The following is a 13,691-nucleotide window of genomic DNA, read 5'->3' as shown; positions in this document are numbered from 1 at the left end:
TCTCATGACCGTCGAACGCGTCGGCGTGGTCGGCTGCGCCCTGATAGGCACCGGCATCGCGGACATCAGCTCGCGGGCGGGATTCGAGGTGCGCGTCGCGGTCTACAGCGAGGCGGCGGTCGAACGTGCCCGCCGGCGCTGCACCGACTCCCTCGACCGGGCGCTGCGCAAGGGCAAACTCACCTCCGAGGAACACGAGGCGGCGCGGGGTCGGCTCACGTTCACGGCCGACCTGAGCGAACTGGCCGACCGGCAGATCGTGTTCGAGACCGTGCCGGAGGACCAGGAAACAAAGATCCAGGTCTTCGAGCAGCTCGACAAGGCGGTCACCGACCCGGAGGCGATCCTCGCGTCCGTCACGTCGGCCATCCCGATCATCCGCCTCAGCCGCGCGACGGCTCGGCCGGAACGCGTCGTCGGCGCGCACTTCTTCAACCCGGTGACCACGCTGCCACTGGTCGAGGTGATCGCCTCGAAGCGGACCTCCGACTCGACCGTCGAGCGGCTCACCGAGCTGCTGGTCGGCCCGCTGCAGCGGCAGGTGATCCGGGCCCAGGACCCCGCTCCGGCTTCGTCGTCAACGCGCTGCTGATCCCCTATCTGCTGGCCGCGATGCGCAGGGTCGAGGCGGGCACGGCGACCGCGGACGACATCGACCGGGCATGACGCTGGGCTGCGGACACCCGATGGGTCCGCTCGCCCTCGCCGACCTGATCGGCCTGGATGTCGTCGAGGCGGTGGGCAACTCGCTGTTCGAGGAGTTCCGCGAGCCGCTCCACGCGCCCCCGCCGATCCTGGTGCACATGGTGGAGGTCGGCCTGCTCGGCCGCAAGAGTGGCCGCGGATTCTTCGAGTACAAATGAGAGTGATCATCAACAACGGTTGAAGGCACCCAGGCGAAGGACTGAAGTTGATGACTGCTCAGGCGACCTGACCGACTCCCGGGAACGAACCACATGCCGCGCTCGACGGACCGGACGAGTCCTGGCACGGTCTGCCGGCCGAACAGCAGCCGGAGCGGCCGGACACGGCGGAACTACGCGAGATCGTCACCGCACTGCGGACCCTCCCGCCCTTGGTCTTCGCCGGCGAGGCGACCAACTGCGCAACCGGCTGGCCGCCGTGGCACGCGGCGACGCGTTCCTGCTCCAAGGGTCGACTGCGCCGAGACGTTCGCCGCCGTGTCCGCCGACCAGATCAGCAGCAAGCTGAAGACGCTGCTCCAGATGGCCGCGATCCTCACCTATGCCGGATCCGTGCCCGTGGTCAAGGTGGGCCGACTCGCGGGGCAGTACGCGAAGCCCCGGTCCAGCTCCGTCGAGAACCGGGCGGGTGTGACGCCGCCCGCCTACCGGGGAGACGCCGTCAACGGCGCGGAATTCACGCCAGGGAGCCGCCGCCCCGATCCCTGGCGGCTCATGACGATGTACCACGCGTCCTCGGCGACACTGAACCTGGTGCGGGCCTTCATGGCGGGCGGCTACGGCGGCCTGCGGCAGGTGCATTCCTGGAACCGCGACTTCGTCAGGACGTCTCCGGCAGGCCGGCGTTACGAGGCCCTGGCCCGGGAGATCGACAACGCGCCGGGCTTCATGGCCGCTTGCGGGAGCGAGCCGGACGAACGGCTGACGAACGAGTTCTACGCGTCGCACGAAGCGCTTCTTCTGGACTACGAGGGAGCGCTCACCCTCGTCGACTCCCGTACCGGCGAGCGATACGCCACCTCCGGCCACTTGGTCTGGATCGGAGAGCGCACCCGCCGGCTTGACGGGGCACATGTCGCCTTCGCGCAGTCCGTGCGCAATCCCATCGGGGTGAGGCTCGGCCCCACGACCACACCTCAGGACGTGCTCGATCTGGTCGAGCGCCTGAATCCGCCCGAGAACCGGGCCGGCTGACGTTCATCTCCCGGATGGGCGCGGCACCGGTACGCGATCTCCTGCCTGCCCTGGTGGAAAAGGCACAGGCAGCGGAGGCGCAGCCGGTATGGGTGTGCGATCCCATGCACGGCAACACCGTCAGGACGGCGTCCGGCCGCAAGACACGTCACTTCGACGACGTGCTCGACGAGGTGAAGGGGTTCTTCGAGGTGCACCAGAGCCTGGGCAGCCACCCGGGCGGCATCCACGTCGAGTTGACGGGAGACGACGTCACCGAGTGCACGGGCGGAGGCCAGGAGATCCTCCCGGACCAGCTGGACCAGCGCTACGAAACCGCCTGCGATCCCCGGCTGAACCGCGGCCAGTCCCTGGACCTCGCCTTCCTCGTGGCGGAAGTGCACCGGTCCCCGAACGGACGGACGCGGTCGACGGATCGGCTCGACGTTCGGGAGTGAAGGAACGCGCCCGGCGCGGTTCGAGTGGCTGGTCGCCTGCAGTCGTTCACATGGCGGCGCAACAGGATGACGCACTACGTTCATCGTGTCGTCACCTGCATGCGGACCGACACCGGCAGTGTGACCCGTACAAGGCGGTCGACGGAGAGGTCCTGAAACGTGGCGATGTGGTGGCGCGGAACGGTAACCGCGGCTCGCTCGAGGACATGGATGCCGGTGTCGGCCTGGGCGGTGACGCGAGCCGCACTGCTGCTGACGCTCTTCGGCGCCCTGCGCTTCCCCGGTGCCGACGTCCGCCCCGACGTGGTCGTCATCTATCACGGCTGGTACGAACGGCTGCTGACCGGCAGCTTTCCGGTCCACGACGTCACCTGGCAGTACCCGCCCGCCGCGGCGGCGGTCTTCCTCGCCCCGGCACTCCTGCCGTTCCTGACGTATTCGCACGCGTTCTACCTGCTCGCCTGCGCCGCCGACGCGACGGTCCTGGCGATGCTGCTGCGGGCCGGGCGGGCCCACGGCCGGGACCTGGCCGGCGCCTGGCTGTGGGTCGCCGGGGTCGCCGTGCTCGGCCCGCTGGCCCTGGCCCGCTACGACGTGGTGGTCACCGCCCTCGCGGTCGCCGCCCTGCAGGCCGCCGCACGGCACCCCCGGGTGGCGGGCGCGCTGGCCGCGATCGGCGCGCTGGTCAAGGTCTGGCCGGTGCTCGTGCTCGCCGGTGCGCGGCCGGGCCGCACGACCCGCCGCTCCTGGGGAGCGGCGCTGGTCACCGCCGTCGGGGTCAGCGCCGCGTTCCTGGCGTTCACCCGGGGACCGTTCGCGTTCCTCACCGAGCAGCGTCAACGCGGCGTCGAGATCGAGTCGTTGGGCGCCCTGCCGTTTCATGTCCTGCGCCTGCTCGGCCTGTGGCACGGCACCTCCCGGCTGCACTACGGCTCGTTCGAGTTCCTCGGCCCGTACGTGCCCACCGCGGCCCGGATCGCACTGGCCGGCGCGGTGCTGGCCTTCTGCTGGCTGGTCTGGTGGCGGGTGCGCGCCCGCACGTTCAGCGACGTCGTGCTCTACGACGCGGCGTTCGCCGCGGTGCTGGTCTTCGTCACCACCAGCCGGGTGATCAGCCCGCAGTACCTGATCTGGCTGCTCGGCCTCGGCGCGCTCTGCCTGACCACCCGCTCCACCGTCCAGCGCCGCCCTGTGCTGCTCATCCTGGCCGCGTGCCTCTTCACGGTGCTCGAATTCCCTGTCGGCTTCGGCCAGGTCGTGCGCAGCGATCTGCCGGGCATCGTCGTCCTGCTGATCCGCGACGGGCTGCTGCTGGTGGCGACGGTCTCGGCCTGCCGCCGGCTCTGGCGCAGTACGGCTTCGCGGCCGGAAGCGCCCCCTGACGACGCGGCGTCGTCCTCGGAGGCCGACTACCAGGTGGCGCACACGGGTTGAGCCAGGCCGGGGCGCGGCCGGCGCTGCCGGGCGGGCAGCCGCCGGCCGCCGGGCCGGGCGACATGGTGACGATCGTCGGATCGTCTAGGCGAGTGTGGCGGGCAGGCTTCGGTGTCCGTTGGAGATGAGGGAGGGAACTGGTTCGCTCCGGGCCGCGGCTCGGGCCGGTGCGAGAGACGGGAAGCGTTCGAACAAGGCCGGGAGTGCAGTGGCCGCCTCCAGGCGGGCGAGTGGTGCCCCTAGGCAGTAGTGCGCTCCGTGGCCGAAGGCGAGATGGTCCTTGTTCTCCCGGGTTGCGTCGAAGACTCCTGCTGAGGGACCGTGCTGCTCCGAGTCCCGACCGGCGGCCGCGTAGGACGCCAGGATGGCGTCTCCCTTGAGGATGGTCGTGCCGCCGACGGTGATGTCCTCGACGGCGTAGCGCAGCGGCAGGTGGGCCACGGGGGCGTCGATGCGCAGGCTCTCCTCGATCACGTCGGTCCAGGCGACCTGTCCGGTGCGGACGAGGTCGCGCTGATCCGGCGCGGTGAGCAGCGCGAAGACGGCGTTGTCGAGCAGGTTCACGGTTGTCTCGTGCCCGGCGGAGATGATCAGCAGAAGTGTGTCGATGGCTTCGGCCTCGGTCAGTGACTCGTCGCTGTCACCGGCAGCGACGAGGTAGCTCGTGAGGTCGTCCTCCGGCTGCCTCCTGCGGTACTCGACCAGGTCGTTGAGCAGGATGTAGGTGGTGCGGTAGTTGTCGGCGGCTGCCTGTGGGCCGAGTCCCGTGTTGAAGAGGTTGTCGATACAGGCGCGGATACCGACAGCCAGGGCGCCTTCGGGGACACCCATGAGCTGCGTGATCACCTGTACCGGGATCAGGTAGGCGAAGTCCCGCCGCAGGTCCACCACGCCGTCGACCGCGGTGTGCGGCAGATCGTCCAGCACACGCGCGACGATGCGCTCGACCTGCGGGCGAAGCTGCGTGGTCCGGCGGGCGGTGAAGGCCGGCGTCACCAGGCGCCGTAGCCTGCGGTGGTCGCTGCCGTAAGCGGTGAACATGTTGGTGGCGGACACCCAGGCGTACAGCGGCCAGTCGGAGGTGATTTCCCCGGCGACGAATCGGGGCCAGTGCCGACGGGGGTCCTTCGATACCCGCGGATCGGTCAGGAGTTGTTCGAGGACGGTGTGGCTGGTGACCGACCACGCCGGGATGCCGCCGGGGAGGATCACTTTCGTGACGGGGCCCCGGGCACGGAGTCGGGCACCCTCCGCGTGTATGTCGCGGCCTGCGGGGTCGAGAACGTACGGCTGCTGATCGTCGGTTGCCAACTGTCCGCCTCTCGTGGGTGCGGAATGGTCGTGCCGTCGACTCCGGTCTCGGCCCCCGGGCGAGGACGAAGCAGCCGACATGCACCGCGTCGTTCGCCTGCAGGTGCCGGGGTGCTGTCGGGCGATGGTGCTCCGCGGTCGACGTGATGGCCACCCCGCCCGTGGGTTTTTGGCCGGTATGCGGGTCATCGTGGCTCAGGCCGGTCCGTTGCCGCGGGCCGCGCGTGGGCGACGACGCCGTCCGGGTCGTCCCCCGACGCGGCCCTTGGGCGCGACTCCCCCGGTCGGCCGTGCTCGTCGCGGCGGAAGCGGTCGGACCGCGTGCCGGGCCGCGTGCCGGGCCGTGCCTTCGGCGAGATCCTCACGGATCGGCCCGGCCCGCCCCACGCTCCCCGCCGGCGTCGACGCCGTCGGCGCCGGTCAACTGCCCGGCGGCCGCCCGACCTTCGTGCTCTCCCCCCTACGGTGGTATGGCCTTCCCGAACGGTGAAACGCCTGGTAGCACGGTGGCTCTCGGAGAGCCGCGTTGCGAAGGTCGAGGTGTCCGAACTCCGCAACGCCGCATCTGAAGGAACCTCCCATGCGCAGCTCTCGTGTGGTTGCCGCTTCTCTGGTCGGGGTCGTCGTCTCCGGCCTTGCCGTCTCGACCGCGGTCCCGGCTTCGGCCGTGTCCGCCTCGCACACCGCGCCGGGGCTGTCCGCGTCAGAGAACCCCGCGGAGGGCCTGACGCTGACGCTTCCTGCGCCACGTGGCCGGTACGCCACCGGCGAGTCGGTCTTCCGGCTCGTCGACGACAAGCGCGCGGACCCGTGGGTGCCCAGCCGGCCCTACCGCGAGCTGATGATCAGTGTCTTCTATCCGGCGGTGCACACCGGCGGTCGGCCGTTCACGAGGCAGTTCCCCGCGCCAGTGGCCGCGGCGGTCGGTCCGGCGATCGAGGAGAACAACAAGCTGCCCGCCGGTCTGGTGAACTGGGCCGCGACCAGCACGCACTCGGTGAAGGACGCCGCGATGGCGCCGGGCGGCTTCCCGGTCGTCCTGTACTCGCCCGGCGCCGGGGACCCACGCGGCTGGAACGTGTCGCTGGTCGAGGACCTCGCCTCGCGCGGCTTCGTGGTCGTCACCATCGACCACACCGGGGAGGCCCCGGCGGTGCGGTTCCCGGACGGCCACGTGGTCGGCAACGGGCCGCTGATGGCGGCCTGGGCCCAGGCCTACCGGAACGGCACGACACGGGCGTTCTTCACGAAGCTGATGGACGCGCGCCTGGCCGACACCAAGCTGGTGCTGGACCGACTGACGAGCCTGCCGGACCGGCTGACCGACGGCATGGACCTGAACCGGATCGGCATGTTCGGGCACTCCGCCGGCGGGTTCACGGCGGCGAGCATGATGTACGACGATCCGCGCATCAAGGTCGGCATCAACATGGACGGCACCCTGGAGTACACCGTCAAGCCCGACGGCACGAACCTGAGCGAGGTCGCGCTGCACGGGCTGGACCGACCGTTTCTGCTGATGGGCAGCAGCTCCGCAGCCGAGGGGAGCGACGTGCACCGCGAGCCGTCGTGGGCGTCGTTCTGGCAGCACCAGCGCGGCTGGAAGGCCGACGTCACGCTGAACGACTCCGCGCACGCGTCGTTCACCGACGCCGAGGCGCTGCTGCCGCAGCTGGCAGGCCGGGTGCCGGCCGCGACGCTGGCCGCGGCCGTCGGGACGGTCGACTCGCACCAGGCGGTGGCGGCCAACCGGGCGCTGGTGGCCTCGTTCTTCGACCGGTTCCTGAAGGGCTGCGACGACCACCTGCTGGATGGCCGTGCGTCGCGGTACCCGATCACCTTCGTACGGTAGACGGACTGTCAGCCGGCACCGTCACGGACCACGGCCAGTCGGGAGGGGACCCGGGCGATCGGATGGTGTGACCCGGGACCACATGCCGAACCACTGCTCGGCGCCCCACGCCTCGAACCGCTCCACTTCGGTGAACCCCAGCTTCGCCGCGAGGCGCATCGAGCGCTTGTTGGCGGTCTGGGTGGCGAGCACCACCGGCTCACCGGGAAAGGCGCCGGCGAAGCAGTCGAGTGCCGCAGCGCACGCCTCGGCGGCGTACCCGCATCCCCACGACTCCGGCAGGAACAGGTAGCCGAGCTCGGCCTTCCCGTCAGCCTGACGAAGGTGCCCCGTATCCCTGTAGAGCGTGATCTGGCCGATCATCGATCCGTCGAGGTCGACGACGAAGAGACCGGGTCGCCGCCTGGGCACTTTCGGCATCTCGCGCTCCGACTCGTCACGGGGTCGAGGGCCGCCGAGGAAGGCGCCCACCTCTGGCGAGGCCAGCAGCTCGATCAACGCCGCACGGTCCCGCGCCTCTGGTTCACGGAGCACGAGCCTCTCGGTCCTGATCGGGGCAGGCGGCCAGGCGACGGATCCGAGCTCAGTCATGCCGACCAGCCAATCAGCGGGTTCGGCAGCGATCAAGACTCGCTGCCCGATCTCCCAGCCTGTCCTGTGACGCCGGTGCGTCGAACTGATCCGTGCGGCATCGCTCGCGATTTAGGACGCGATCTGACCTCAATGGCTCATAGCGTGGTCCTTGACCGACGGAGCACGAAAACCGGAAGGCGAAGACCATGACTTTCAACGAGCTGACCTCCCGCGACCTGGCTGGGGACCCGACCGTCACCGGTGAGCGCGCCGATTTGCTGGAGATGCTGACCAAGCAGCGGCACTTCCTGCGCTTCACCACCCGTGACCTCACCGACGAGCAGGCCGGCCGGCGGACCACCGCCAGTGAGCTGTGCCTGGGCGGCTTGATCAAGCACGTCGCCGCGGTCGAGCGGAACTGGGTGGACTTCATCCTGAACGGCCCGTCGGCGATGCCGGACTTCACAGCCATGACCGAGGCCGACTGGGCCCGGCGGGCCGACCAGTTCCGGCTGCTGCCCGGTGAGACGCTGGCCGACGTGTTGGCCGACTACGCCGAGGTGGCCCGCCGGACAGACGACCTGGTCGCCACGCTGCCCGACCTGGCGGCCACGCATCCGTTGCCGAAGGCCCCGTGGTTCGAGCCCGGCGCGCAGTGGTCGGCCCGCCGGGTGCTGATGCACATCATCGCCGAGACCGCCCAGCACGCCGGCCACGCGGACATCATCCGCGAGTCCCTGGACGGCGCCAAGAGCATGGGCTGACCGACGGCGCGGACAGTGACGCCTTCCGGTCAGGCCGGGCCGTAGCACGCATGGCTCGGCCCGGCCCAGGCCATGAAGCAGCGTCACACTGCAGCTCCACCACCCGCCTCCGCTGTCGAGCGCCACCGTGCACACCGACCGCTGCGAGCCAACCACCGGACATCAGGCACGACGGAGAACCGGGAGGAGTCCGGTACGTCGTTCCAGCTGTTCCGGTTGCTGTCCCCGCAGCGACGGCCATCTTCTCCAGGTCCTCCAGCGACAGCGCGTGGAGCGGCCGTCCGAATGTCCCGGGGAAGCCGGCTCCGACGCCGACGGTCAGACGTCCGCCGGCGAGCCGGCCGACCGGGGCCAACGCGTGTGCGGTCTGGACCGGCCGCCGGAGTACGGGCATGAGCACACCGGCGCCGAGGGACAGCCGCTCGGTGACGGCGCCCAAGCCCAGGCGCCCCGGGCGCGCCGTACCGGACGGCAGGTCAGCCAGCTGGAGCTGGCGAACCGGGCCGGGACGACGCGGCGGCACGTCAGTTTCATCGAGGGCGATCGTTCGGACTCCCCCTTGGACGCCGCCGACTTGGCGCCCGCACGGGCACCTGCCGTACCCCGCCGTCGTGGTGGACGGTGGGGGGCCTCGTGGCGGCCAACGCGGCGTTCGCGCTTCTCACGCTGGGCGCCGATCCGGAGCTGTGCCGGTCCGGCGCGAACATGTACCGACTGGCGCTCCACCCGAAGGGGCTGGCACCGAGGGTGGTGAATCTCGCGACCTGGGGCCGGCACCGGGTACGCCGTGGAGGACGACGAAGCCCTGGGTCAGCAGCGCGTCCAGGCAGCGCGCGCGTTCGGCGGGGTCGTCGGCGAAGGACGGCCAGGTGCCCGAGGGCACGACGGCCTCGAGGTCGGCAGCGGTCCAGAGCGCTGTGGCGTCCTCGGCCCGGTCGTCGTAGGGCGGCGCCATGCCGGGCCGGTTACGGATCCCTCCAGGTCCGATCTTGCCTTGTCGACCTCGGCTGCGTCCCGGTCCCTCACTGATGCGGCTCCAGCGGGGTGGCGCCGGATACCCTCGCTTCTCGAGCCGTGGACGACGTCGATGTCTTCGCAGGTGTCAGTCGCGGGGGCGCAGGCTGGCTTCTTCGAGGTCGAGTTCGTACTGGATCCGGCGCCGGGTGGCGTTGCTGATCCTGTTCGCTTCGTAGAGGCGCTGGAGTTCGGCCGCCTCGATCGCGATGAGTGTCCGGCGTATCTCGCGGTAGGCATCGAGAGGGCGGGCGTCCGGGTCGCTGTAGTGGGCGTCTTCGACCTGGTGGATGCGGGCTTCCAGATGACGACGGGCCTGTTTGAGCGCGACCTCCGCGGCGGTACCCAGATCGGCGAGCTGATCCAGATCGCCCAGCAGCTTGAGCTCGTCGAGGGCGGCGTGGGCGATGTGCCGACGGGTCCGGGCCTCCTCGCGGGCGGTGTGCTCGGGTTCCAGAGCGATGCCGGAGCGGCGGACGACCGGGGCCAGGGTGAAACCCTGGAAGACGAGAGTGACCGCGACGGTCCCGGTGGTGAGCATGAGAATGAGGGCCCGGTGCGGCAGCGGCGCCCCTGTGTGGGTGGCCAGGGGGATGGAGAGCGCGGCTGCCAGCGGCATGACGCCTCGGGTGCCCGCCCAGGACAGGACGGCCGGAACGCGCCAGGAGAGCCGGTTGTCGCCCTCCCCGTGCCGGCGGTGGATCAGGGCGGACAGCGGGAAGATCCACAGCAGGCGGATCGCCAGCAGGGTGAAGGCGATCACCGGCACCCACAGCGGCCAGCCGTGCTCGTCGCGCGCGAGATGACGGACGGCCGAGGGAACCTCAAGGCCGATCAGGGCGAAGACGACGCTCTCCAGCAGGAAGGTCACGGTGTCGTAGACGGCGTGGACCTGGAGGCGGACGGAGGCGTTGCCGAGCTTGTGGCCGGTGCTGCCGAGGACGACTCCGGACACGATGACGGCGGTCACGCCGGACGTGTGCGACTGTTCCGCGACGACGTAGGAGGCGTACGGAGTGACCAGTGCGATGACCGTCTCCAGCATGGGGTCGTCGGTCCGTCTGCGGATCAGGGTCACCACTGCGGCGACCGCGGCGCCGATGAGGGCTCCTCCGCCTGCCAGGATCAGGAACTGCAGGGCGGTCCCGGGCACGCTGATGGCGCTGCCGGACACCGCAGTGGCCACGGCGACCTTGTAGAGAACCAGCGACGTCGCATCGTTGAACAGGCTTTCCGCCTGCACCATGGCCTGCACGCGTGGTGGGAGGGACAGGCGCCGGCCGAGCGCGGTCACGGCCACGGGGTCGGTGCTGGCCAGGACGGAGCCGAGGATGAACGCGGTCGCGGCGGTGAGCGGGGTGATCGCATGGGCCACGTACCCGACGGCGACGGCCGAGGCGAGGACCAGGCCGAAGACCAGGCCGGTCACGGGCCGCCACACGGCACGCAGGTCGCGGACGGAGATCTCCCCGGCCGAGGCGTAGAGCAGCGGTGGCAGCACCAGCACGTTGATCACGTGAGGCGGCAGGCGGACCTCGGGGACCCAGGGCATCAGTCCCACGAGCAGACCCGCGAGCACGAGGAGCGAGGGGGCGGGCAGGCTCCAGCGGCGGGCGCCTGTCGCCACGGCGGTGGCCAGGACCACCAGCAGCAGGACGACGATCAGGCCGGTCATGGAGCGTCCCCGGTGAGTTACGGCTTGTGCTCCCCCTGTGACCAGGTGCTTCACCAACGTAACCGACATACGGCGGTGTCGCAGCCGACGGTCGGACCAGTGAGGCGGTACTCAGGGACACCGTGGCGTCCCTGAGCGAAGACGGCCGGTGGTCGGGTACGGCGGGCGAGGAGGCTCAGGAGTGGTATCGGATCGTCGCGGACGTAGAAGTGGCCGCCGGGGAACCGACGCACGGTACGTACTCGGTGCTGTGCTCCTTCCACTGTGTGAGGGCCCCGACGGGGACGACGTCGGCCTCCCCGCCGAGCACGTCGAGGTGCACCGGGAGCGGCTCGCCCTCAGGAGCAGGACCAGCAGATCGGCGTCCGCGGCGATCTGCGGCGGGATGCCGGGCGATCAGTTCCCGTGTCACTTCACAGACGAGAAGCGCGCCGAGACTCTGACCGAAGAGATCGTAGGGCGGGCCGGAGTGCGGCGCTCGAATGGATGGGTCGGCAGCGCTACCCGACGGCGTGGCTGGGCTCCGTGCAGCGCGGCGAAGTCCGGCCGTCCGCCGCGAACCCCTCGTCTGATCTCCTCCAGCTGGTCGGATGTGTGCCCGACGGCATCCCGGCCGTCGTCCGCCGCCAGCCCGACGGTGACACGCACTCACCGCGTGCGGCTACCGATATCGTCAGGCTCCCCGATTGCGCGGATGCACGACGGCTCCCCCGATGCGCGGACCGACGCCCGCACCCGCCCCGGCCAGGCGCCCGGACACCGACAGGAGCCGGAGCGGGGACCCGGCGGCCGGACACACGGGAACAAGCTCGGAGCGCGCTCAGCAGGACTGCCCCGGTCCCGCCACCCACTCCCCAGGGGAACCAGCACCGCGCAGAACCCGCTATCTCTCCCGGAGCCCCGTCGGCACACAGCGCCACGCCAGGACCGCCGCGGCCAGGTAGGCGAGCGCGCCTACGCCCATGCTGGTACGCAGCCCGCTGGTGTGGTGGGCGGCCGCGGCGAGCAGGCTGCCTCCCAGCGCCACGCCGGTGGCGCTCCCGATCTGACGAGCGGTGTTGAACAGGGCCGAGGCGGCACCCGAGTACGACGCAGGCGCAGCACCCATCACCGTCGAGGTGGAGCCGGTGAGCGCGAAGGACGTGCCGAATCCCGCGGCCATCATGGGCGCCACCAGCACCGGGTAGGCGGGCTCGGCGCCCGCAGCGGCCCAGCCCGCGAGCCCCAGCGCGGCCAGGAGCATACCGGCGACGACCAAGGGGCGATCACCGGTACGGCGGGACAACCGCCCGGACAGCACGGAGGCGAACATGGTCATCGCCACCGCCGGAAACAACGCCAGCCCCGTACGCAGGGCGGAGAAGCCGCGCTGGTGCTGAAACTCCAGGCTCGCGGTGAACACCATCCCGTAGAAACCGAAGTTGAACAGCAGGCCGATCACGGCCCCACCGCTCAACTCCCTGGAGCGCAGCAGGTGAAGAGGCAGAACGGGCGAGCGGGCAAGTCGCTCACGCACCACGAAGGCCGAACCGGCCACCACGGCCGAGCCCAGCCCGGCCAGCACCGCCGGATCCGTCCAGCCCCGCCGTCCGGACTCGTTGAGCGCCGCGGTCAGCAACGCCGCCGCCGCCACGACCGCCGCCTGGGCCGGCCAGTCCAGGGGGCGGGCAACCTGCCGAGGTGAACGTGCCACGTTCCGCAGGGTCAGCGACAGGCACGCCGCACCGACGGGAAGGTTGATGAGGAACACCCAGCGCCACCCCACCGTGGACACGAGCAGACCGCCCAGCAGCGGCCCGGCCGACGCCGCGACGCCCGCCATCGAACCCCAGAGCCCGAATGCCCGCGAGCGTTCCACCGGCCCCGGATAGGCCTGCTGGAGCAGGGCCAGGGAACCGGGCACGATCAGCGCCGCGCCGAACCCCTCCAGCAGCCGGGCAGCGACCAGGACGGCGGCGGCGGGAGCAAGAGCACACGCGGCCGAGGAGACGGTGAACACGGCCGTGCCCCAGCAGAAGACCCGCCGGCTGCCGAGCCGGTCGCCCAGCCCGCCACCGGTCAGCAGGAAACCGGCGAAGACCAGGGTGTACCCGTCGGTGATCCACTGAATGCCGGTCAGCGAGGTGCCCAGATCCCGTCCGATCACCGGCACGGCGACGTTGATGACCGTCACATCCAGGATGACCATGAAATACCCGGCGCACACAGCCACAAGCGGTGCCCAGGAACGCCGCTCGGACCGGCGGCCCGACGCGTGACGGGACAAGGGCCCACCGCCACCGCCCGGCTCCACGAACGCCACGCTCTTCCCCATCCCGCACACTGACATGTCACCGGACGCCACCGTAAGGGACATGCACCCCGTATCCCGGGACCGGCCGTACACCTCACCTCACCGTCGAGCGAGCGGAAGACGGCGACATCACTGCCCGCGCAAAGGCGCATACAGCGGAATCGAACGACTCCGCTGCCCGGACACCACCCCCCGCCCAAAACCGACCCGACCCGACACGACCCGGGCCGGGCCAGGCCAGGCAAACCGAGGCAAACAGGATTCAACGCAACCGGTCCGCTAGCACGGACCAGCTCACGGATTCCGCAGCGACACGCGGCCGATACCGGGTGAGCAGACGTCAGCAGATCATTCGGACGGACTAATCATCATTCAATCCGCCTTTTCCGTCTGTCACTTCACCGCCCGACCGGACAACAGACACAGCCGCCTATACCCCG

8 protein-coding genes and 2 pseudogenes are annotated in these 13,691 nt (G+C 70.6%); 5 read left to right on the top strand and 5 right to left on the bottom strand.

From position 1 onward, the window contains the following. The first annotated feature begins 4 nt into the window (after positions 1-4). From BIV23_RS39715 to BIV23_RS39705, 3 genes and pseudogenes are all read left to right on the top strand, one after another. Positions 5-863, top strand: a pseudogene (locus tag BIV23_RS39715) (3-hydroxybutyryl-CoA dehydrogenase). A 131-nt stretch (positions 864-994) separates the two neighbouring features. Next, positions 995-2,335, top strand: a pseudogene (locus BIV23_RS39710) (class II 3-deoxy-7-phosphoheptulonate synthase). 210 nt (positions 2,336-2,545) lie between these two features. After that, positions 2,546-3,769 (top strand): glycosyltransferase 87 family protein, encoded by a 1,224-nt coding sequence (locus BIV23_RS39705; protein WP_107471405.1) that lies wholly within the window; start codon positions 2,546-2,548, stop codon positions 3,767-3,769. 84 nt (positions 3,770-3,853) lie between these two features. Here the strand turns inward: BIV23_RS39705 and BIV23_RS39700 are convergent, their stop codons facing one another. After that, on the bottom strand, positions 3,854-4,981 hold the full coding sequence (locus BIV23_RS39700) for a cytochrome P450 family protein (protein WP_245790870.1): 1,128 nt from the start codon (positions 4,979-4,981) through the stop codon (positions 3,854-3,856). A 679-nt stretch (positions 4,982-5,660) separates the two neighbouring features. Here BIV23_RS39700 and BIV23_RS39695 point away from each other — a divergent pair. Continuing rightward, the gene (locus BIV23_RS39695) at positions 5,661-6,932 is read left to right on the top strand and encodes an alpha/beta hydrolase family protein (protein WP_079173710.1); all 1,272 of its coding nucleotides are present in this window, start codon (positions 5,661-5,663) and stop codon (positions 6,930-6,932) included. Positions 6,933-6,953: 21 nt separating this feature from the next. On the opposite strand, the gene BIV23_RS39690 is transcribed toward BIV23_RS39695, so the two are convergent. Beyond that, complete coding sequence (locus BIV23_RS39690; protein WP_071385881.1) at positions 6,954-7,523, bottom strand: GNAT family N-acetyltransferase; 570 nt, start codon at positions 7,521-7,523, stop codon at positions 6,954-6,956. Positions 7,524-7,711: 188 nt separating this feature from the next. Between BIV23_RS39690 and BIV23_RS39685 the strand changes: the two genes are divergently transcribed. After that, positions 7,712-8,269, top strand: coding sequence for a DinB family protein (locus BIV23_RS39685; RefSeq protein WP_071385860.1), 558 nt, complete (start codon positions 7,712-7,714; stop codon positions 8,267-8,269). Here BIV23_RS39685 and BIV23_RS47710 read toward each other — a convergent pair. The 3 genes from BIV23_RS47710 to BIV23_RS39675 all read right to left on the bottom strand — a co-directional run bounded on the left by BIV23_RS47710 (position 8,229) and on the right by BIV23_RS39675 (position 13,272). Continuing rightward, positions 8,229-8,792 carry an LLM class flavin-dependent oxidoreductase gene (locus BIV23_RS47710; RefSeq protein WP_281250200.1) on the bottom strand — a complete coding sequence of 188 codons (564 nt, stop codon included), beginning with the start codon at positions 8,790-8,792 and terminating at the stop codon, positions 8,229-8,231. The two genes, BIV23_RS39685 and BIV23_RS47710, sit on opposite strands and share 41 nt — an antisense overlap. A gap of 579 nt (positions 8,793-9,371) precedes the next feature. Further along, entirely contained in the window at positions 9,372-10,958 is a 1,587-nt protein-coding gene (locus BIV23_RS39680) for a Na+/H+ antiporter (protein ID WP_071385859.1), read from the bottom strand. Positions 10,959-11,841: 883 nt separating this feature from the next. Further along, positions 11,842-13,272: an MFS transporter gene (locus BIV23_RS39675; RefSeq protein WP_079173709.1), complete on the bottom strand. Its 1,431-nt coding sequence runs from the start codon at positions 13,270-13,272 to the stop codon at positions 11,842-11,844. Positions 13,273-13,691: the final 419 nt, after the last annotated feature.

Origin of the sequence: Streptomyces monashensis (genome assembly GCF_001866665.1) — a bacterium.
Lineage (GTDB): Bacteria > Actinomycetota > Actinomycetes > Streptomycetales > Streptomycetaceae > Streptomyces > Streptomyces monashensis.
This window is presented reverse-complemented; position numbering and strand designations above follow the sequence as displayed.